This is a genomic window from Micromonospora sp. NPDC050784 (genome assembly GCF_044456765.1).
GTDB classification, from domain to species: Bacteria; Actinomycetota; Actinomycetes; order Mycobacteriales; family Micromonosporaceae; genus Micromonospora; species Micromonospora foliorum.
Genome location: NZ_JBITGG010000030.1, coordinates 58,308 through 78,355, shown reverse-complemented (window position 1 = coordinate 78,355; position 20,048 = coordinate 58,308). Strand labels below are relative to the sequence as shown.

General features: G+C 70.6%; 22 protein-coding genes. 16 read left to right on the top strand and 6 right to left on the bottom strand.

All coding sequences use genetic code 11. The features are described from left to right. The first annotated feature begins 152 nt into the window (after window positions 1-152). From dnaJ to ACIBD9_RS30090, 3 genes are all read left to right on the top strand, one after another. A complete protein-coding gene (gene dnaJ, locus ACIBD9_RS30100) occupies window positions 153-1,334 on the top strand; it encodes a molecular chaperone DnaJ (protein WP_396722709.1) in 1,182 nt (393 codons plus the stop codon). A gap of 30 nt (window positions 1,335-1,364) precedes the next feature. Then, entirely contained in the window at window positions 1,365-1,805 is a 441-nt protein-coding gene (locus ACIBD9_RS30095) for a heat shock protein transcriptional repressor HspR (protein ID WP_088952117.1), read from the top strand. 137 nt (window positions 1,806-1,942) lie between these two features. Further along, complete coding sequence (locus tag ACIBD9_RS30090) at window positions 1,943-2,137, top strand: hypothetical protein (RefSeq protein ID WP_396722707.1); 195 nt, start codon at window positions 1,943-1,945, stop codon at window positions 2,135-2,137. A gap of 402 nt (window positions 2,138-2,539) precedes the next feature. Here ACIBD9_RS30090 and ACIBD9_RS30085 read toward each other — a convergent pair whose 3' ends face one another. Then, window positions 2,540-2,971 (bottom strand): hypothetical protein, encoded by a 432-nt coding sequence (locus ACIBD9_RS30085; protein ID WP_030332093.1) that lies wholly within the window; start codon window positions 2,969-2,971, stop codon window positions 2,540-2,542. Window positions 2,972-3,143: 172 nt separating this feature from the next. On the opposite strand from ACIBD9_RS30085, the gene ACIBD9_RS30080 reads away from it, so the two are divergent. Then, the gene (locus ACIBD9_RS30080; RefSeq protein ID WP_396722706.1) at window positions 3,144-3,602 is read left to right on the top strand and encodes a GNAT family N-acetyltransferase; all 459 of its coding nucleotides are present in this window, start codon (window positions 3,144-3,146) and stop codon (window positions 3,600-3,602) included. Here ACIBD9_RS30080 and ACIBD9_RS30075 read toward each other — a convergent pair. From ACIBD9_RS30075 to ACIBD9_RS30065, 3 genes are all read right to left on the bottom strand, one after another. Then, on the bottom strand, window positions 3,591-4,805 hold the full coding sequence (locus tag ACIBD9_RS30075) for a cation:proton antiporter (RefSeq protein ID WP_396722705.1): 1,215 nt from the start codon (window positions 4,803-4,805) through the stop codon (window positions 3,591-3,593). The genes ACIBD9_RS30080 and ACIBD9_RS30075 overlap by 12 nt on opposite strands. Before the next feature lie 5 nt (window positions 4,806-4,810). Next, entirely contained in the window at window positions 4,811-5,311 is a 501-nt protein-coding gene (locus tag ACIBD9_RS30070) for a cation:proton antiporter regulatory subunit (RefSeq protein WP_030332098.1), read from the bottom strand. A gap of 130 nt (window positions 5,312-5,441) precedes the next feature. Beyond that, a complete protein-coding gene (locus ACIBD9_RS30065) occupies window positions 5,442-6,578 on the bottom strand; it encodes an epoxide hydrolase family protein (protein ID WP_396722704.1) in 1,137 nt (378 codons plus the stop codon). Window positions 6,579-6,663: 85 nt separating this feature from the next. Here ACIBD9_RS30065 and ACIBD9_RS30060 point away from each other — a divergent pair, with 85 nt between their 5' ends. From ACIBD9_RS30060 to ACIBD9_RS30015, 10 genes are all read left to right on the top strand, one after another. After that, window positions 6,664-7,308, top strand: a complete 645-nt coding sequence (locus ACIBD9_RS30060) for a TetR/AcrR family transcriptional regulator (RefSeq protein WP_396722703.1) — start codon at window positions 6,664-6,666, stop codon at window positions 7,306-7,308. 85 nt (window positions 7,309-7,393) lie between these two features. Continuing rightward, entirely contained in the window at window positions 7,394-9,985 is a 2,592-nt protein-coding gene (gene clpB / locus ACIBD9_RS30055; RefSeq protein WP_396722702.1) for an ATP-dependent chaperone ClpB, read from the top strand. Window positions 9,986-10,096: 111 nt separating this feature from the next. Then, window positions 10,097-10,477, top strand: coding sequence for a hypothetical protein (locus tag ACIBD9_RS30050; protein WP_396722700.1), 381 nt, complete (start codon window positions 10,097-10,099; stop codon window positions 10,475-10,477). A gap of 69 nt (window positions 10,478-10,546) precedes the next feature. After that, the gene (locus ACIBD9_RS30045) at window positions 10,547-11,401 is read left to right on the top strand and encodes a hypothetical protein (protein WP_396722698.1); all 855 of its coding nucleotides are present in this window, start codon (window positions 10,547-10,549) and stop codon (window positions 11,399-11,401) included. An 82-nt stretch (window positions 11,402-11,483) separates the two neighbouring features. After that, on the top strand, window positions 11,484-12,065 hold the full coding sequence (locus ACIBD9_RS30040; protein WP_396722697.1) for a DUF4178 domain-containing protein: 582 nt from the start codon (window positions 11,484-11,486) through the stop codon (window positions 12,063-12,065). A gap of 92 nt (window positions 12,066-12,157) precedes the next feature. Next, on the top strand, window positions 12,158-12,925 hold the full coding sequence (locus ACIBD9_RS30035) for a hypothetical protein (protein ID WP_396722696.1): 768 nt from the start codon (window positions 12,158-12,160) through the stop codon (window positions 12,923-12,925). 72 nt (window positions 12,926-12,997) lie between these two features. Beyond that, window positions 12,998-13,654, top strand: coding sequence for a hypothetical protein (locus ACIBD9_RS30030; RefSeq protein ID WP_396722694.1), 657 nt, complete (start codon window positions 12,998-13,000; stop codon window positions 13,652-13,654). A 10-nt stretch (window positions 13,655-13,664) separates the two neighbouring features. Next, window positions 13,665-14,474 (top strand): SDR family NAD(P)-dependent oxidoreductase, encoded by an 810-nt coding sequence (locus ACIBD9_RS30025; protein ID WP_396722692.1) that lies wholly within the window; start codon window positions 13,665-13,667, stop codon window positions 14,472-14,474. Between the two features lie 169 nt (window positions 14,475-14,643). After that, window positions 14,644-15,183, top strand: coding sequence for an orotate phosphoribosyltransferase (pyrE, locus tag ACIBD9_RS30020; protein WP_112586136.1), 540 nt, complete (start codon window positions 14,644-14,646; stop codon window positions 15,181-15,183). Between the two features lie 57 nt (window positions 15,184-15,240). Then, complete coding sequence (locus ACIBD9_RS30015) at window positions 15,241-15,618, top strand: helix-turn-helix transcriptional regulator (protein WP_030332125.1); 378 nt, start codon at window positions 15,241-15,243, stop codon at window positions 15,616-15,618. 165 nt (window positions 15,619-15,783) lie between these two features. Here the strand turns inward: ACIBD9_RS30015 and ACIBD9_RS30010 are convergent, their stop codons facing one another. Next, entirely contained in the window at window positions 15,784-16,605 is an 822-nt protein-coding gene (locus ACIBD9_RS30010; RefSeq protein ID WP_396722691.1) for a DedA family protein, read from the bottom strand. Window positions 16,606-16,763: 158 nt separating this feature from the next. Further along, window positions 16,764-18,329, bottom strand: coding sequence for an LPXTG cell wall anchor domain-containing protein (locus ACIBD9_RS30005; protein WP_396722689.1), 1,566 nt, complete (start codon window positions 18,327-18,329; stop codon window positions 16,764-16,766). A 181-nt stretch (window positions 18,330-18,510) separates the two neighbouring features. On the opposite strand from ACIBD9_RS30005, the gene ACIBD9_RS30000 reads away from it, so the two are divergent. Together ACIBD9_RS30000 and ACIBD9_RS29995 are read left to right on the top strand one after the other, a co-directional pair. Next, window positions 18,511-18,990, top strand: coding sequence for a SigE family RNA polymerase sigma factor (locus ACIBD9_RS30000; protein WP_387170517.1), 480 nt, complete (start codon window positions 18,511-18,513; stop codon window positions 18,988-18,990). A gap of 2 nt (window positions 18,991-18,992) precedes the next feature. Beyond that, window positions 18,993-20,048, top strand: a complete 1,056-nt coding sequence (locus tag ACIBD9_RS29995; RefSeq protein WP_396722687.1) for an LCP family protein — start codon at window positions 18,993-18,995, stop codon at window positions 20,046-20,048.

Here is a 20,048-nt window from a genome sequence, read left to right as displayed (position 1 = left end):
CGGGGGAGCCCGGGGGGGGCGGGGGGGGGGGCCCCCGGGGGGGGGCGGGGGCGGGTAGCGGCAGGGGGGGGGGGCGGGCCCGGGCCGGCCCCCCCCCCCCCCCGGGGGGGGGGGGCACGGCCGGGCCACCAGGGTCGGAAGGAGGTGGACCGGTGAGTTCGAAGGACTGGATCGAGAAGGACTTTTACGCCGTGCTCGGCGTGGACAAGGCCGCCTCCGCGGATGACATCAAGAAGGCGTACCGCAAGGTGGCCCGGGAGTCGCACCCGGACCACAACCCGGGTGACCCGAAGGCCGAGGAGCGGTTCAAGGCCGCGTCCGAGGCGTACAACGTCCTGTCCGACAGCGGCCGCCGTCGCGAGTACGACGAGATGCGTTCGCTCTTCGGCTCGGGCGCGTTCCGGCGCAACGCCCGAGGTGGGGGTCAGCCGGGCGGCATGCCGTTCGACGTCTCCGACATGTTCGGCGGCGGCGGAGGCGGCGATCGCCGCTTCGGAGGCGCCGGCTTCCAGGACCTGTTCAGCTCCATCTTCAGCGGGGGGCAGGCCGGTGGGCAGGCCGCGCCACGCGGTCCGGCCCGTGGCCGGGACGTGGAGACCGAGGTGGCACTGGACTTCGGCGACGCGGTACGCGGAGTGACTCTTCCCCTGACGCTGCGCGCGCCGGGAGTCTGTGACACCTGCCATGGGAACGGGGCCAAGCCCGGCACCCAGCCGCGTACCTGCCCGGTCTGTCATGGTGCCGGCGTGACCACCCGCAACCAGGGGTCGTTCAGCTTCTCCGAGCCGTGCCGCAACTGCCAGGGCGTCGGCACCGTGGTCGAGGAGAAGTGCCCGGAGTGCCACGGCAGCGGCGGTGTCACCAAGACCCGCACCATGAACGTGCGCTTCCCGGCCGGTGTGGCCGACGGCCAACGCATCCGGCTGGCCGGGCGCGGCGAGCCGGGCGAGCGCGGTGGCTCGGCCGGTGACCTCTTCGTGCACGTCAAGGTTCGGCCGGACGAGCTGTTTGGGCGCACCGGAGACGACCTGACGCTGACCGTGCCGGTCACCTTCGCGGAGGCCGTGCTCGGCACGGACCTGCGGGTGCCCACGCTCGACGGCGCGGTGACCCTGCGGGTGCCACCGGGGACGCCGAGCGGGCGGGTGCTGCGGGCCCGGGGCAAGGGTGTGGTTCGCCGCGACGGGCAGGCCGGTGACCTGCTGGTCACGCTGGACGTGGTGGTGCCGGCCCGGTTGTCGGACGAGGCGCGCACGGCGCTGGAGTCGTTCGCCGAGCAGACTCCGCCGGCGGCTCGGGAACATCTCGACGCGCGGGTGCGTCGAGTCAGTTAGTCCGGTGGAATGGACGCGGAGGTGAGCGGGATGTCGGGCGAGTTCCTCGGTTCGGGCGACCCTGCCTACGAGGCCAAGGTGCTGATGATCTCGGTGGCGGCGCGGATGGCGGGGATGCACCCACAGACCCTGCGCCAGTACGACCGACTGGGGCTCGTGCAGCCCGGCCGGGCCGCCGGTGGCGGGCGTCGCTACAGCGTCCGCGACGTCGTGCTGCTGCGCGAGGTGCAGCGGCTCAGCCAGGACGACGGAATCAACCTGGCCGGCGTCAAGCGGATCATCGGGCTGGAGCGGCTGCTGGAGCAGGCGCAGCAGCGCGTGGCCCGGCTGGAGGCGGAGCTGGACGCCGCGTACCGCCGGGTGGCCGAGCTGGAGTCGCTGGCCCGCTTCCCGGGCCGGGATCTTGTGCCGACCAACCGCACGTCCACCGCCCTGGTGGTGTGGCGTCCCCGCCGCATGCCCGATCGCTGACCCGCCGCTCACCCGGATCTGTCTTCTCGGCCCGGACCACGCTGGATTCCCGGCGCGGTCCGGGCCGCTTCGGTTAGCCTGTCGATAAGGGTCCAATCGGCTTAATCCGGACCTACCGGCATGGCGAGGGGGAAGCGATGGCGGAGCCGGCGAAGAAGGTGGCCCAGCAGACGGAGGACCGGTTGGAAGACCTGGCCGAGACCGTCCGCAAGAAGTTCGACAAGGTGACCGAGGGGACCTACCGGGATCGGATCATCGCGGGCCGGTTCGCCGAAGACGGCGACCACCCCGGCGAACGGGGCCGAGCCGAGACGGAACGCAAGCAGGACTGACCGGTGACCGACGTGCGGGCCGGGACCCACGGGGGGTCCCGGCCCGTTCGTCGTCGTCGAGTGCGGGCCGGGACGCTTGGGTGCCCGCGCTGGGGGTCGCGGCCCGTTGGCCGTTACGACGTGCGGGCCGGGACGTGGTGACGCCGCTTTCGACTCCGGGTGGATGCCAGGCCGACGTGCAGATCCTTTCGAGCTGAATCGTTTGCGACCTCACGCCACAAACTCTGCCTCGACCTGCCTGGACGTGCCTCGACCAATCGAGACCGGCACCCATCGACCTCGACCGATCCGAGCGGACCGATTCCGGGCGGGCCGGGCGTGAATCGTTTGCGACATCAGCTCCAAAGGACCGCACACAGCAACACCACCCCGCCGTAGCTGGCGAGGAAAGTCTGGGCCGTCTCAGCCGAGGCGACGGTTTTCGCGGACCAGGCCGCCTTCGCACCAGTCGCGGTAGACGAAGAGATCCGGTCGGGCCAGCAGCACTCTGCCGTTGTGCGCCCAGATCTTCATCAGCTCGTCGCCGTCGCGTTCGGCCTGTTCGACGAGCTTGCGGAAGCGGCGCTTGGGGTGGGCGCGGAAGTTCGTCCGGATGCCGTCGGCCGCGTAGATGTACAGGCAGTGCAGCGCGAAGCGCCGGGCCGGACAGGTCGGGTCCATGGCTAACTCGAAGAGCGTCAGCACCAGTCGATCGCCGGAGACCAACAGGTCCCAGTCGGGTGGCATCGAGGCCAACGGCACCGAATCGGGCTTGTACGCCCAAGCTCGCAACTCCGCCGGAGTCGGATCGACGGGGTTGGCGAAGCCGTGGAACGTCGACTCCTGCACGCTCACCGGCCAACCTTCCGCTCTCGCCCGCGTCTGGCAACGCTGCCTGCGGACCCTGGCTGCTGGGGCGAAACGGTAACCCGCCCACGGTTGCTGCGGTAGTCCCCATCGGGAGCAATTCCGCAACCGTTGGCATGGGTGGGTCCACTGCATCGACATCGCGGCCGATGATGCTCCTATGACAATCCACGTTCGACGGTTCCAGCGGGGCGCCGAAGCCCAGTTCGTCATGGGGCTGGAGTGGCTTTTCGCCCCTCCCGGTAGCCGTCCCGTGGATTGGGACAGCAACCGCGCGGTCGAGCGGACCGCGCAATTGCTCGCCCACGAAGACGTCGCACTCTTCGAGGCGCGATCCGATGAAGATCAGTTGATCGGCGTGGCCAGCGTCTACCTGGACATCCTCTCGGTGCGCTTCGGCCGTCGGGCCTCGATCGAGGATCTTGCGGTGCACCCCGACTGGCGCTCCCGGGGTGTCGGCTCCAAACTCCTGGCGGCGGCCAGGGCATGGGCGCACGAACAGGGCGCCGACTACGTCTTCCTGGAGTCCGGCCTGGGCCGGACCGAGGCGCACCGCTTCTACCTGCGCGAGGGTGCGACCCACGCCGCCGCGGCATTCAGGTGGACGTCAGTGAAGTGAGTCGGCGACCGGGGTCGGCTCCCGCCGTTGGGCCGCCGCGCGGGTGCGCAGCCACCGCTTGAACCACGGGAAGTCCGGCAGCCGGGCCAGGATCGGCCCGGTCACCACGGTGATCAGGACGTACGTCGCGGCCAGCGCTGCCAACCGCGGCTCGACGCTCCCGGCGGCCACCGCGAGCCCGGCGATGACGATGGAGAACTCACCTCGGGGTACGAGTGCGAGGCCGGCCCGCCATCGACCAGGTTCCGCGATGCCGACCCGGCGGGCGGCGAGGTAACCGGTGAGCGTCTTCGTCGCCATGGTGACCACGGCCAACGCGAGCGCCGGCAGCAGCACCGGCGGAATGTCCTGCGGGTCGGTGGTCAGGCCGAAGAAGACGAAGAACACCGCGGCGAACAGGTCCCGCAGGGGCGAGAGCAACTCGGTGGCGTGGTGCGCCACCGGGCCGGAGAGGGCGATGCCGACCAGGAACGCGCCGACCGCCGCCGACACCTGGAGCGACGCGGCGATGCCCGCGATCAGCAACGTCAGACCGAGTACGCCGAGAAGCAGCGCCTCCGGGTCCTTCGCCGACAGGGCGGACGAGATCAGGTGGCCGTACCGGATGGCGACCACCAGCACGATCAGCACCGTGCCCACCGCGACGGTGAGCGCGATCCCGCCGCCGAGCAGGCCGGTGCCGGCCAGTACGGCGGTGACGAGCGGCAGGTAGAGGGCCATCGCCAGGTCCTCGATGACCAGCACCGAGAGGATCACCGGCGTTTCCCGGTTACCGAGCCGACCCAGGTCGGCGAGGACCTTGGCGATCACCCCGGAGGAGGAGACCCAGGTGATTCCGCCGAGTACCAGGGCGGCGACCCAGTCCCAGCCGAGCAGCAGGGCGAACCCCGCGCCGGGTAGCGCGTTGAGGACGCCGTCGATCAGCCCTGCCGGTGCCGCCGACCGGAGGTTGCCGACGAGTTCATTGGCCGAGTACTCCAGGCCGAGCATCACCAGCAGAAGGATGACGCCGATCTCGGCGCCGACTGCGAAGAACTCCTCGCTGGCGTCCAGCGGCAGTAACCCGCCGTGCCCGAACGCGAGCCCGGCGAGCAGGTAGAGAGGAATCGGAGAGAGGCCGAAACGCCGGCTGAGCCGGCTGAGGAGCCCGAGCAGCAGCAGCAGCGCACCGACTTCGATGAGCAGCGTGGTGAAATCGTGCATCCGCCTCAGCCGTCCGGGTCACTGTCGGCGAGGATGGCGGACACGCCGTCGAGACCTCTACGGGTCCCGACAACGACCACCACGTCGCCGGCCGCGAAGCGGAAGGAGGGGAGTGGCGAAACGATCACTTCGCCTTCGCGCAGCACTGCCACGATGGAGGCGCTGGTGCGGGTACGCGCCTTGGTGTCGCCGAGCTTCCGGTTCACGTACGGCGACCCGGCCGTGATGGCGATCTGCTCGGTGAGCAGACCGGCGGCCTGCTCGCGCAGCCCGGAGAGCTGGCCGAGCATCAGCGACGCGCCGAGGATGTCGGCCAGAGCCTCGGCCTCGTCGTCGGTCAGCGGAATGTCCGACTGGCAGGCGTCGGGGTCGTCGGGATCGTAGAGGACGAGATCACGGCGGCCGTTGCGGTGGGAAACGACGCCCAGGCGGCGTCCGGACTCCGTCACCAGATCGTGACGTACCCCGATCCCAGGTAAGGCGGTCTGCTCGACACGTACTCGCACCCTCCAAGGCTACCGCTTCGTGAACAAAGCGCAGATCTTGGAAGACTCTCGCCGGTCGGGCCGGCGCCCGGGCCGGACGCGCCGGTGCCCGCGCCGGCGGAGCGGGCGCGGGCACCTGGGCACGCCGGGGTCAGCGGAGGCCGGCGAAGAACTCGCGGATGTCGGTGACCAGCACCTCGGTGGCCTGGTGGGCGGCGTAGTGGCCGCCGACGTCGCCCCGGCCGGCGACGTCGGTCTCGTACGCCGTCCACCGGACGATGTTCGCGTGGTCCCGCTCGGCGAAGCGGCGGATGGACTGGAAGTCGCCGGGGAACATGGCCAGCGCGGTCGGAGCGGTGGTCGGCTCGGTCGGCGGCTCGCCGGCGTGCGCGTCCTCCCAGTAGAGCCGGATCGCCGAGGCGGCCGTGCCGGTGAACCAGTAGAGCGCCACGTTGGCCAGGATGAAGTCGGCATCCAGGCTCTCGTCGAAGAGCTGGCTGTTCCAGGCGAGCAGCCCCACCGGCGAGTCGGCCAGCGCGAACGCCAGGGTCTGCGGCTGCTGACTGTGCACCTGGTTGAAGGAGAACTTGTTCTCGTAGAACCACTGGAGGTGCCCGAGCGCGGCCTGGTCCGCCTCGGAGAGCCCGGCGAACTCGGCCGGGTCGCCCGAGGGGAACGAGAAGAGCTGGGTGACGTGGACGCCGAGCACCCGCTCCGGGGCGACCCGGGCCAGCTCCGGAGCGATCATCGAGCCGGCGTCGTTGCCCACCGCGCCGTAGCTGTCGTACCCCAGTCGGTTCATCAGCTCGGCCCAGGCGCGGGCGATGCGGAACCGGTTCCAGCCGGCGCTGCGGGTCGGGCCGGAGAAGCCGAAGCCGGGCAGCGACGGGATGACCACGTGGAAGGCCGGCGCGTCCGGGTCGGTCGGCTCGGTGAGCGGGGCGATCACGTCGAGGTACTCCAGCACCGAGCCGGGCCAGCCATGGGTGAGCAGCAGCGCGGTGGCGTCCGGCCGGGACGAGCGGACGTGCAGGAAGTGGACCCGCTCGCCGTCGATCTCGGTGACGAACTGCGGATGAGCGTTCAGGCGGGCCTCGACGGCACGCCAGTCGAACTCGCCCCGCCACCGGTCGACCAGGGCGCGCACCCGGTCGGTGCCCATCCCGTACGAGTCACCCGCGCCGGGCAGGTCGGCGGGCCAGTTGGTGCGGCCCAGCCGGGCGGCCAGGTCGTCCAGCGCGGTCTGCGGGATCTCGACGCGGAACGGGCGGGTCGCGGTGTCGCTCATGCCGGAACTCCTTCGGAACGGAATGTTTCGTTCTGCAATCACCATAGCAGAGCGGAACGATCCGTTCCACTGTTAGACTGCGGGCATGTCACCGACTTCCGGCAAGACGCTTGGCGGTCGCCGCGCCCAGGCCGCCCGCAACGACGAGGTCATCCTCGAAGCCGCCCGCGCCGTCTTCCTCGACGACCCGAAGGCCCCGATCGCCGCCGTCGCCGAGCGCGCGGGCGTCGGCATCAGCGCGCTCTATCGGCGGTACGCGGGCAAGGAGGACCTGCTGCGTCAGCTCTGCCACGACGGGCTACGACGGTACGTGGCAGAGGCCGAGACCGCCCTGGCCGAGCCGGACGACTGGACCGCGTTCACCGGCTTCCTGACCCGGGTGGTCGACGCCGACGTGCACTCGCTCACCGTCCACCTGGCCGGCACCTTCACCCCGACCGGGGAGATGGGTCGGGACGCGGTGCGCGCCGGCGAGTTGGCCAGCGCCCTGGTCGACCGGGCCCACGGCAGCGGGCGGCTGCGCCGCGACGCGGTCGTACACGATCTGGGTTTGTTGTTGGAGGCGTGCGCTGCGGTCCGCGTACCCGATCCGGAGCGGACCCGCCAACTGCGCCGCCGGCAGCTCGCGGTCCTGCTGGCCGGCCTGTCGTCGGTGCCGGACGCGGACCCGCTGCCCGGCCCGCCCCCGGCGGCCGGCGAGTTCGACTGGCGGTGGCGGCGCCGGGAGTGATGGGCGTCACGCGCTAAGGTTGAGCGGAATACGCTCAACTCTGGTTGTGTCCAACCCAGTGGACAACGCCGATCCGGGGGAGCCCATGAACACCGAAAGACTCACCACCAAGAGCCGCGAAGCCATCACGGGCGCCGTCGCGCTGGCCAACCAGCGTGGTCACGCCACCGTGGAGCCCTGGCACCTGCTGCTGTCACTCCTGGACACCGACGGCTCGACCGCCACCGGTCTGCTGCGCGCCGTCGGGGCCGACCCGACCGAGCTGCGCCAGGCCGCCCAGCGTGCGGTCGACGCCCTGCCGGCCGCCCGCGGCTCCAGCATCGCCGAGCCGACGTTGGCTCGGGAGTTCGTCAACGCCATCGGCGCCGCCGAGCAGATCGCCCGGCCGTTGGGCGACGAGTACACCTCCACCGAGCACCTGCTCGCCGGCCTGGCCCGGGTGGGCGGGGCGGTGTCCGGCGCGCTGAAGACCGCCGGTGCCACGGAGGAGGCCCTGGTCGCCGCCTTCCCGACCGTTCGCGGTGGGGACCGTCGGGTCACCACCGCCGACCCGGAGCAGACCTACCAGGCCCTCACCAAGTACGGCGTCGACCTCACCGCCAGCGCCCGGGACGGCAAGATCGACCCGGTCATCGGCCGGGACTCCGAGATCCGTCGGGTCATCCAGGTGCTCTCCCGGCGTACCAAGAACAACCCGGTGCTGATCGGCGAGCCCGGCGTCGGCAAGACCGCGATCGTCGAGGGCCTGGCCCAGCGGATCGTCACCGGCGACGTGCCCGAGTCACTGCGCGACAAGAAGCTGATCTCGCTGGATCTCGGCGCGATGGTCGCCGGCGCGCAGTACCGCGGCCAGTTCGAGGAGCGGCTGAAGTCCGTCCTGGAGGAGATCAAGAACTCCAACGGGCAGGTCATCACGTTCCTCGACGAGCTGCACACAGTCGTCGGCGCCGGCAAGGGCGAGGGCTCGATGGACGCCGGCAACATGCTCAAGCCGATGCTGGCCCGTGGTGAGCTGCGGATGGTGGGCGCCACCACGCTGGACGAGTACCGCGAGCACATCGAGAAGGACCCGGCGCTGGAGCGTCGTTTCCAGCCGGTGCTGGTCGGTGAGCCGACCATCGAGGACACCATCGGCATCCTGCGTGGGCTCAAGGAGCGCTACGAGGTGCACCACGGCGTACGGATCACCGACGCCGCGCTGGTCGCCGCCGCGACCCTGTCCGACCGTTACATCGCCGACCGGTTCCTGCCGGACAAGGCGATCGACCTGGTCGACGAGTCCGCGTCCCGGCTGCGGATGGAGATCGACTCCCGTCCGGTCGAGGTGGACGAGATCGAGCGGGCGGTCCGCCGGTTGGAGATCGAGGAGATGGCGCTGGCCAAGGAGCCGGACGCCGCCTCGGCCGAGCGGTTGGAGCGGCTCCGCAAGGAGTTGGCCGACAAGCGCGAGCAGCTCACCGTGCTCTCCGAGCGCTGGCAGACGGAGAAGAGCCACATCACCAAGCTCTCCACCGCCAAGGAGGAGCTGGAGCGCCTCGGCGGCGAGGCCGAGCGGGCCGAGCGGGACGGCGAGTTGGAACGCGCCGCCGAGCTGCGCTACGGACGGATCCCCGCCCTGAAGGTCGAGCTCAAGCAGGCCGAGGAGGAGCTGGCCCAGCTCCAGGCCGACGGCGCGATGCTCAAGGAGGAGGTCGGCTCCGACGACATCGCCGCGGTGGTCGCCTCCTGGACCGGCATCCCCGCCGGTCGCCTGCTGGAGGGTGAGACGGCCAAGCTGCTGCGGATGGAGGAGTCGCTGGGCGGCCGGGTGGTCGGCCAGGCCGAGGCGGTCGGCGCGGTCTCCGACGCGGTACGCCGTGCCCGCGCCGGTATCGCCGACCCGGATCGCCCGACCGGCAGCTTCCTCTTCCTCGGCCCCACCGGCGTCGGCAAGACGGAGCTGGCCAAGGCTCTCGCCGAGTTCCTCTTCGACGACGAGCGGGCCATGGTCCGCATCGACATGAGCGAGTACGGCGAGAAGCACTCGGTCGCCCGCCTGGTGGGTGCGCCGCCCGGCTACGTCGGCTACAACGAGGGTGGTCAGCTCACCGAGGCGGTGCGCCGGCGGCCGTACTCGGTGGTGCTGCTGGACGAGGTGGAGAAGGCCCACCCGGATGTCTTCGACGTGCTGCTCCAGGTGCTCGACGACGGTCGGCTCACCGACGGTCAGGGCCGCACGGTGGACTTCCGCAACGCGATCCTGATCCTCACGTCCAACCTCGGGTCGTCGGTGATCAGCGATCTGACGCTCGCCGACGAGCAGCGTCGGGAGGGTGTGCTGGCCGTGGTCCGGTCGCACTTCAAGCCGGAGTTCCTCAACCGGCTGGACGACATCGTGGTCTTCGCCTCGCTGCGCGGGGACGACCTGCGCTCCATCGTCGACATCCAGTTGGACCGGATGCGGGACCGTCTTGCGGGCCGCCGACTGGCACTGGACATCACCGAGTCCGCCCGGGAGTGGCTCGCCGAGCACGGTTACGACCCGATCTACGGCGCCCGCCCGCTCCGTCGCCTGGTCCAAACGGCGATCGGAGACCAACTGGCCAAGGCACTGCTGAGCGGATCAATCCGCGACGGCCAAACGGTAAAGGTAGACCGCTCCCCCAATACCAACACCCTCTCGGTAACCCCGGCCTAACCCCGCCCGAACACGTTGATCAAGAGGTTTGCGTCAGCCCGATGTCTTCCCATGACGCAAACCTCTTGATCAACAGGGTGGAGCCGGGGTGGGCGGGGAAAGAGGTGGGGCATGTTTGGGATTGGAAAGAAATGGGAGCGGGAACTTGGTGCGGCCGTCGACACGTTGGTGACGGCTGACACGCTCGCCTTCGGGGGAGTTGGCATCGCCGGGAACCTGTTGCCGGTGACGGAGGCGTACGAGCGGGTCTCGGCCGCTGTCGACGACCACCCCGAGGAGGTCCGTCGCCAGCTCGACCGGGTGCTGACCGACGGCACACCCGCCGGCCGGGCGTACGCGGCCACGCTGCTGGAGCGCCTCGACCCGGCGGCGGCCCGAGCGGCCTGGACGTCGCTGCGGGACGACCCGAGCGAGTTCACCACCTTCGTCGGCTGCGTGATGGACCGCGAAACCCTGGGCACGTACGCCAGCCGGCGGCTCGCCGCAGCATGATCCATTCGCCGGTCGGTGCTGCCCGATTGGTCCTGCCGGTCGTCGACGACGCGCCGTACGTTGCGAGCCATGAGCCCGCCCGCCGCCGCGCCGCGTCCGCCCCGGCCGACCACCGTGACCATCGCCTTCTGGCTGCAACTGGCCGTGGTGCTGGTGCTGCTCGGCCTGGCCGCGCTGACGGTGGCCGAGGCGGTGCACTTCGATGGCCAGATCGACCGTGCGGTACGACTGGTGCCGGACGCCGACCCGGACGAGGTGGCTGGCGAACGGCAGGGCAACATCGCGACGACGTTGATCCTCGGCGTACCGGCGGTGTTGCTCGCGATCTGGCTGGCGGCCACCGCCGTGCCGGTCCGGCGGGGCGCCAACGTCGCGCGGATCCTGGTCTTCGTCGCCAGTGGCGCGCAGCTGCTGGTCTGCTTCGCGCAGTGCTGCTCCGGAGGGTTTCTCGTACCCCTGCTGGTCGCCCCGGAGCTCGCGGCGGAGCCGTCACCGGAATGGGACGAGGAGTGGGAGACCTCGACGTTCTTCGACACGCTCTACGCCGGCACCGATCCCTGGGACGACGTTTTCTTCCCCGCGGCGGGGCTGGGCGTGCTCACCGTCTTGGCACTCTCCGCGGCCGTGGTCCTGCTGCTGGCGCTGCCGCCGGCGAACCGCTGGTTCGTGCCGCCTACCGCGAGCGAGGCGCTTCCCGACCCGGCGTGGGCGATGCCCGTTCCCTACTACGCCCCGCCCGGCTACGGATATCCGACCGTTCCGCTCGTGCCGGGCTTCCTGCCGCCGAGCCAGCCGCTCCCACCCGGGTACCTGATCTGCCCCGACCCGGCCGCGCACCTGCCCTCGGGCGCGCCGAGCGGCTCACCAGGGCCGACCGGACCATCGGCGGCGGCACCGGACGACGGCCCCGACGGCCTCCGCTAGCTGAGCTGTCGGCCACAGCGCGGGCCTTCCTGGTGCCGAAGGTTGTTACCGTCTGCGCCGACGTACCTGGGGAGGTGGTCGGGTGGACGCGGTGGTGACGTGCCTGGTGGCGGCAGTTGCCGTACTCGCGGTGGTCGTGGTCGTCGTGCGGGCCCGCCGGCGGGCGACGAGCCGGCCAGACGGCCAGCCGGCGGAGCCGCCGCGCGGCCCGCTCCGCCTGACCCCGGGCGACCGCGTGCGGATCCGCGACCGGGAGTACGCGGTGAGCGCCACGATCCGCCTGGTCGAGGGCGACTGGAGCTGGGTGCAGCACCTCCTCGACGACGACTCCGGCACCCGCCACCGGCTCTCCGTCGAGGACGGCCCCGAACTCGAGCTGGTGCTCTGGACCGCCGAACCGGGGGCCACCGTCACCCCGGGCGCCCCGACCATCGAACTCGGCGGGCGGCGCTACACCTGGGCCGAGACCGGGCAGGCGCGTTACACCGCCACCGGAGAGACCGAGCTGCCGTCGACCGGGACCATGCGCTACCACGACTACCAGTCGGGTGGTGCCGCGCGGCTCTCCTTCGAGGCGTACGGCGAGGAGGGCTGGAGGGTGGCCCGCGGTGACCTGCTGGACCCCGCCGACCTGACGATCCGCACCACGCCCGAAGCCCGCTGAGCCGGACCGGGCGGACGCGCCGGGCTCGTCACGGCATGCCGAACTGGCCGGTTGTCGATACGGTGTGGGCGCGATCTTAGGGAAGGAGAATCGTGGTCGATTCCCAGAGCACGCCGGCCCGCCAGCGGCCATCCATTGTGTCGATTTCCAGCTACCTGCTCTTCCTGTTCCTGGCGCTCCAGGTGATCAGTCTGATCATCACGCTCAGCACCTTCGGCAAGACGCGGGACGCGCTCCGTGAGGCGTACGCGGGCAGCAGCACCGACGGCGACCAGGTGGCCGACGTCTTCGTCGTCATCGGCATCGGCAGCAGCATTCTTCTGCTGCTGCTCGCGGTCGTGCTGGGCGTGCTGGCCCTCTTCAACAACCAGGGCCGCAACGGTACCCGGATCACCACCTGGATCGTCGGCGGCATCATGGTCTGCTGCGTCGGCGGTGGCCTGCTCAGCAACGCGGCCGGTGGTTTCAACACCGGTGGCGGGACCGGCGGCGATGGGCCGAGCCCCGAGGAGATCCAGCGCCGCCTGGAGGAGGCTCTGCCCTCCTGGGTCACCCCGGTCAGCCTCCTGCTCGGTGTGCTCAGCCTGATCGCGCTGATCACGGCGCTGGTCCTGCTGGCGCTGCCGAAGGCGAACCCGTTCTTCCGCAAGCCCGCCGCGGGCTGGGAGCCGCCGACCCCGGGCGCCAGCTACCCGGGCCACCCGCAGGCGCCGGGTCAGCCCGGCTACCCGCAGGCATCCGGTGAGCCGGGCTATCCGTCGAGTGGGGAGCCGAGCTACCCGCCGCCTCCGGCCGCGAACCGGCCCGACGACACGCCGCCCACGGACCGGCCCGGGTCAACCCCGCCGTCGACGAGCTGACGGCTGGATAAGCACGACGCCGACGATCCCTCCGAGTAGGTTGCAACCCGACGCCTACCGGAGGGATTCGTCGTGTCGTACCCGGAATCGGCACCGGCCCGCCGGCCCGCCGCCGTCCTGTCGGCCGTGACCGTGCTGTTGGTGATGGCGGTCGCCGCGCTCGCGTACGCCGTGGTCGACCTGGTGGTGCTGGGCGGGACGGTCGACGCGTTCCGCTCCGCCGCCCGCGACACCTCGGCCAGCCCGGAGCAGATCAACGACGTGGTGACTCTGCTCCGCGCGTCCGCAGTGCTGTCCGCGGTGGTGGCGGTGCTCTCCGCGCCGCTGCTCGCCGGCCTGGCCCTCGGGCTGTTGGCCGGTCGCAACGGCGTCCGGGTGGCGACCTGGGTGGTCAGCGGGCTCGGCCTCCTCGGCGGCTGTTGCAGCGTGGCGGTGGTCGTCGGCGAACGGGCCGCGCCGCTGCAACTGGGCTCCGGCGAGCAGGCTCTCGCCGAGTTGCTGGGCCTGATCGGCGACGCGTACCCGTCCTGGTGGATCCCGCTCAACGCCGGGCTTTCCGTCGCACAGGGGCTCGGTTACCTTGTAGTAGCTACGCTTCTGGCGCTGCCGGCGGCGAACAGCTGGTTCGGCCGCCACCGCGCGACGACGCCGACCGCACCGCCCATGTTCACGCCCGCCCCGCACCAGCCCCCGTCGGCGCCGCCCGCGCCCCCGTACCCGCCCAGGTGAGGACCGCCCCGTGACGCTCGACCCCACGACCGCCGAGCGCCGGGCGCTGATCACCGGGGCCACCGCCGGCATCGGCGCGGCGTTCACCAGACGGCTGGCCGCCGACGGTTGGCACCTGGTGCTCGTCGCCCGCGACGCGGCGCGGTTGACCGAGCTCGCCACCGAGCTGCGTTCCACGTACGGGCGCGAGGTGGAGACGATCCCGGCGGATCTGTCCACCGACGACGGCTGCGCCACCGTGGAGCAGCGGATCGCCGACGGCACTCCGGTGCACCTGCTGGTGAACAATGCGGGGATCAGCCTGAACAATCCGTTCCTGCGCTCCACGGCGGAGGACGAGGCACGACTGTTGCGGCTCAACGTGCACGCGGTCATGCGGTTGACCCTGGCGGCGCTGCGACCGATGACTGAACGGCGAAATGGGGCAGTGATAAATGTCTCTTCGGTCGCCGGTTTCGGTACGGCGATGCCCGGATCGACGTACTCCGCCAGCAAGGCGTGGGTCACCAACTTCAGCGAGTCCGTCGGGCAGTCGGCACGGCCGTTCGGCGTTCAGGTGATGGCCCTCTGCCCCGGCTACACCCGCACCGAATTCCACCAGCGGGCCGGCATCAACATGTCCAAGACGCCGGAGTGGCTGTGGTTGCGGGCCGAGGATGTGGTGGACGAAGCCCTGCGTGACCTGCGCAAAGGCAAGATGGTCAGCATTCCGGCGTGGAAGTACAAGGTGGTCGTCGCCGGCATGCGACACGCGCCGCGGCGGCTGCTCCAGGCGGTCGCGCGGGACACCCGTGGCCGGATCGGTCGCGACGAGCACTGAGCCTCGACCGGGCCGCCGACCCGGAGCCAGCGGTGGGACGACGCTGGCGCGCCGCTGTCGGGCCAGTCGCTGAGCGTAGTCGAACATCGCCAGTCATCGGTTCCCCGCGGGGCTGATCAGGGTGGACCCCGCACACGGCGTTCAGAGTTGCGCAGTAACCTCTATCGCCATGGGGGACCACGACGACCTGCGTAAATTCATTACCGACCTGGCTGTGGTCCACGGACGGGTCGTGCTCTCGTCGGGGCGCGAGGCAGACTGGTACGTGGATCTGCGGCGCGTCACGCTCCATCACCGGGCCGCTCCTCTGGTCGGCCGGGTGTTGCTCGACCTCACCGCCGACTGGGAGTTCGACGCCGTCGGGGGCCTCACCCTGGGTGCGGACCCTGTCGCGCTCTCGATGCTGCACGCCGCCGCTCCGACCGGCCGGGCCCTGGACGCCTTTGTGGTGCGCAAGGCGGGCAAGGCCCACGGTCTTCAGCGGCGGATCGAGGGACCGGAGGTGGCCGGCCGCCGGGTGTTGGCGGTGGAGGACACATCCACGACGGGCGGAAGTGTTTTGACCGCTGTCGAGGCGCTTCGCGAGGCCGGGGCGGAAGTCGTGGGCGTGGTGGTTATTGTTGATCGAGGCGCCGGCGACGCGGTGCGAGCCGCCGGATTGCCGTACCGGGCGGCCTATACGTTGGCTGACCTCGGCCTTGTGGCGTAAAAGTCTGCCGATTCGGATCTGCTGATATGCAGGCGGATCGATGCTGCTGGTGGAAGGATGGAATACGTGGGAACTGCGTTGGCCGAAATGACTATGCCTCAGATCTCGCCGCTAAACGGCGAGCCGATCGAACGTGCCGATGCCGAGCGTCTCGCCGGGGTCCTCAAGGCCCTTGCTGATCCTGCTCGGTTGCGGCTGCTCAGCCTGATCCAGTCGGCCCCCGAGGGCGAGGCGTGCGTCTGTGACCTGACGGCGCCGCTCGGCCTCTCTCAGCCGACGGTCAGTCATCACCTGCGTATCCTCACCGAGGCCGGCTTGTTGCAGCGGGAGAAGCGCGGTGTCTGGGCGTACTACAGCCTGGTCCCGAGTGCGATCGCGACGATCGCCGACCTGCTGACCCCGCCGCGTAAGCGAGCCACCAAGAAGGCCCGCTGACGTAGGCACTACAACGCCGCCCCGAGCTGGGACGGCGTCCGGTGGCGAGCCAGGGGTGGCGCCACCGGTGGTTGACACCTGCTCGTCCCCGGTCGCACCACCGGAGGCCGGGTTCGACATGCCGACGGCCGACCCCCTCACCAGGGGGCCGGCCGTCGTCGTACCTCAACGGTCCTGACCGTGCTCCGGGCGCTGATGGCCGTGCTGGTGCCGGTCGTGGTCGAACGCCTCACGGGCCGCATCCACCGCGCCGGCGGCACTGGCCGCGGCGACCACCGCGACCGCCTCGCCGCGCTTACGAGCCCGCCGGTCGCGGAGGAACTCGAAGAAGATCGGCAGCACCGAGATCAGAATGATCAGGGCCACCACCGGCAGGATGTAGTGGTCGATCTTGTCGCCGATGGCCTCGTAGATCTGCTCGGCCAGCAGGTAGCCGATCAGCAGGATGCCGTCCACCCAGAGCACCGCGCCGACGATGTTCCAGAGCAGGAACTGCTTGGCCGGCATGCCGAGCGCGCCCGCGACCGGGTTGAGGAACGTCCGGACGATCGGAATGAAGCGCGCCAGCACGACGGCCTTCGCCGGGCCGAACTTCTGGAAGTAGTACTCGGCCTTCTCCACGTACTCCTTCTTGAAGAGCCGGGAGTTCGGCCGCTCGAACATCGGCCGGCCGTACCGCTTGCCGAGCCAGTGCCCCAGCTGGGCGCCGATGATCGCGCAGATCGGCCCACCGATCAGCAGGCCGGCCAGGGAGAGGCGGGTGCCGTCGCCGAAGATCGCGTCCGCCACCGGTGACGAGGCGACCCCGGCGAGGAACAGCAGCGAGTCACCGGGGAAGAAGAAGCCCACCAGCAGGCCGGTCTCGGCGAAGAGGATCACCCACACGCCGATCAGCCCGAAGGTCTGCAACAGATCCTTGGGATCGAGCGGGTTCAGGGCGACGCTCTCCACGAGAGCGCGGGTCTTCTCAGCTGTGTCCACGGCCACAAAGGGTACCGAAGCCCAGGGTCCCGGCCGCGTCGGACCGGCCCGTCACCACCCGCCCGCGCCGTGGGGCTCAACGCCAGCGTCCCGGCGTCGTGGGGTCCAACGACGGTGCCCCGCCGACCGTGGTGGTCGACGGGGCACCGGTGGTGCGGGGTGGATCAGGCGACGAAGCGGGTCCGGCGGCGCTTGGCCACCAGGTAACCGCCGACGCCCGCGGCGAGCAGCAGCGCGCCGAGGCCGGCGATCAGGCCGGTGGACTGACCGGTGATCGGCAGCGAGCCGCCGTCACCGTCGCCACCGCCGCTGCCGCCGGTCGCGTTCACCAGGATCTTGGCGACATCGTTGGCCGGCTTCAGGTCGTCGTAGAAGCCGCCGTCGCACTCGCACGGCAGGTTGATCTTGACGGCGCCAGTGTCGTTCGGAACGACCTTGTCGATTCGAAGCGTGAAGTCGGCAGTCTCCTGGTCGCCGGCCTTGATGAACGGCGTTGGGAAGCAGCCGTAGACCCGGCCGCCCGGCTGACCCGGCTCGCCCCACTCCTCACCCTTGATCGGGGAGCAGAACTCCGGAGCCGCCACCACGGTGGTGTTCTTCGGGATCTCCACGTTCATGTGGGTGACCGCCGAGCCGCCTCGGCTGCGGTCCAGCGTCGCCGGTCCGTTGTTGCGGAAGCCGATGGTGACGTCGACCTTGTCGCCCTTCTTGCCCGAGGCGTTGTCGCCGATCGCCTGAAGGTCGGTGCCGTTCTTGCCGGTCACCTTGACGATGAGGGCGGACCCGTTGTTGTACGGCTCGGTGTCGGCCTGGAAGCCGCGAGTCCCGGCCTTCGTGGGGAGCTTGGCGAGGGAGAGCTTCCCGTCGGTCCCCGGCTTGCCCACCGAGACACCCACGCTGTCGAGATAGGCGTCGAAGTCCTCGAACTCCGCAGGCGTCATCCAGATGATCTCCCCGTACTCGGCACCCGGGGCGTACGCGTCTTCGCCGATTCGATAGGCGAGGCTGGCGCTGTAGGTGGCACCCGCTGCGAGGTCATCGTCGAAGTGGCAGCTGCGCAGTTCGTCATCCACGTAGGTGCAGTTGCTGTAGTGCTTGTCCGCGCGGATGCCGTAGTCGTTGTAGAAGATGACGCTCGCACCCTTGGCGGTCGTCTCGCCGGCGTTGCTCACCTGGAGTGCGGAACTGAACTTTCCGCCGGGCGTCGCCGACTCCTCGGTCTCCGGTCCTGCGGCGAGGTCGACACCCTCACCCAGACGGATCTTGGCGTCGTGGCTGACTGAGTCGAGACCTGCGGCGCTGAGCGTCACCTTGAGGGTGCCCGCATCCCCGTCCTTCGCGCCCTTGGTGGGCGCGATGACGACGGGGGCGATGCCACCGAGGCCCCACTCCTCCACACCGATCTCAAAGGGATCGGCGCAGAGCAGGACGCCCTTCTCGGGGGTCGTGCAGTATTCCGACGGCGTCTCCGCCGCGAGGGTGACCTTGTCCGCCAGGTCACGGTAGTCGTAGCGAACGGTGACTTCGCGGAGCACGACCGGTGCGCTGCTGTAGACGGTCGTGGATTCCACCTTGCCGGCGGAATCGGTCGCGATGGTCGTGTCGCCGAAGTAGAGGCCCAGCTTGATGGGCGCTTCCTCGACGGCGACGGCCGGGCTGGCGGAGGCGGCGACGAACGCGCCTGCTACGCCCAGACCGGCGAGCCAGCGCCGGGTGGAGTGGGTGAGCATGAGGGGGGTTCCTCCAGTTGGGGGATCAGGTGGAGCGTGCGGATCTTAAGGAATCTCTAAGGTTGGCCGCCGCCCCCGGTGCCGCTCACTGATCAAGACCAGCCGAAAGGTTGATCAGGCTCGCCGCAACGTTCCGTCTGTTCACTCCCGTCATCTGAGGCAGGAGCCCCCGGGAGGTGCAGTGACGTACGAGGAGTTCGCGGACACGCGGCTGGCCCCGCTACTGCGGTACGCGGTGATGCTGACCGGCGAACCGCACCAGGCCCAGGATCTGGTCCAGGAGACCATGGTCCGGGTCCAGCTCAACTGGCGTCGGGTCGCCCGCGCGGACTCGCCCGAGCGTTACGTACGCCGGATGCTCACCAACCAGTACGTCGACTGGCGGCGCGGTTCGTGGGTCCGTCGGGTGCTGTTGCGCGGCGAGCCGGACGCGTCGGTGCCGGTGCCCACCGATCATGCCCAGACCGCCGTGGACCGGGATCAGATCTGGTCGTGGCTGTCCCGGCTGCCGCGTCGGCAGCGGGCCGCTCTGGTGCTGCGTTACTACGAGGACCTGCCCGACGTCGAGATCGCCGACATCCTCGGCTGCGCCGTCGGGACCGTCCGTTCGTCCATCTCCCGGGCCCTGGCCACGCTCCGGGCCGAGTACGTGGAGGCGTGAACATGATCGAGGATGACCTGCGTGCCGCGTTCGCCCGGCACGAGCCGTTGACCCCGTCGACCGGCCCGCTGCGGGTCGCGATCGACCGGCTCGCCGCCGTCCGCCGTCGCCGCCGGCAGCGGTTCCAGGCCGCTGGCGTCACGCTCGCCCTGCTCGCCGCGCTCGGAGTCGGGGTGCCGCAACTGCGCCCCGATCGGCCGGCGGAGGGCCCGTCGTTGTCCGGTCAACCGGCTGGCGCGCAGTCCGGGGCGCTGAACGTCCTGCTGCTCGGCGTGGACGGCTTCGGCGAGGAACCGTCGCACCGGTTGGCGGACTCCGTCCTGCTGGTGCACATCCCGGCCGACCGGAGCCGGCCGTACCTCATCTCGCTGCCGCGTGACCTGGAGGTGTCGATCCCCGGCCGGGGGACCGAGAAGCTCAACAGCGCGTTCTACAGCGGCAAGCCCCGGCCCGACCTGGACGCCGGCTACGACCTGACCCGCCGGGTGGTCGCCGACCTGACCGGGGTACGCGTCGACGCCGGCGCGGTGCTGACTTTTACGGGGCTGCGCCGGATCACCGACGCCGTCGACGGGGTGGAGGTGTGCCTACCGACGGAGGTCCGGTCCTGGCACACCCGCCGGACCTTCCCGGCCGGCTGCCAGCGGCTCGACGGAGCTGCCTCCGTCGACCTGCTGCGGCAACGGCGGTACCTGCCCGACGGCGCGTTCGACCGGGACCGTAACGCCCAGCGCTACGTCGCCGCGCTGATCCGGCGGGCGGTCGCGCAGGACGTGCTGACCAACCCGGTCCGGCTCACCGCGCTGCTGTCGGCCGCCGGTAAGGGCCTGGCGGTCGACGACGACGGCCTGCCGCTGACCAGGCTGGTGGCGGTGCTGCCCGAGCTGAAGACCGTCGACCCGGTGGGGCTCAGCCTCCCGGTCGGCCCACCGGTGGACAACGCTTCGCGGTTGCCGCTGGACCCGAAGCAGGGCCCGGCGTTCCTCGCGGCGTTGAGAGAGGATCGGTTGGCGCAGTGGGTGGCGCAGCACCCGGAGCAGGTCAATCCCGTCCGCTGA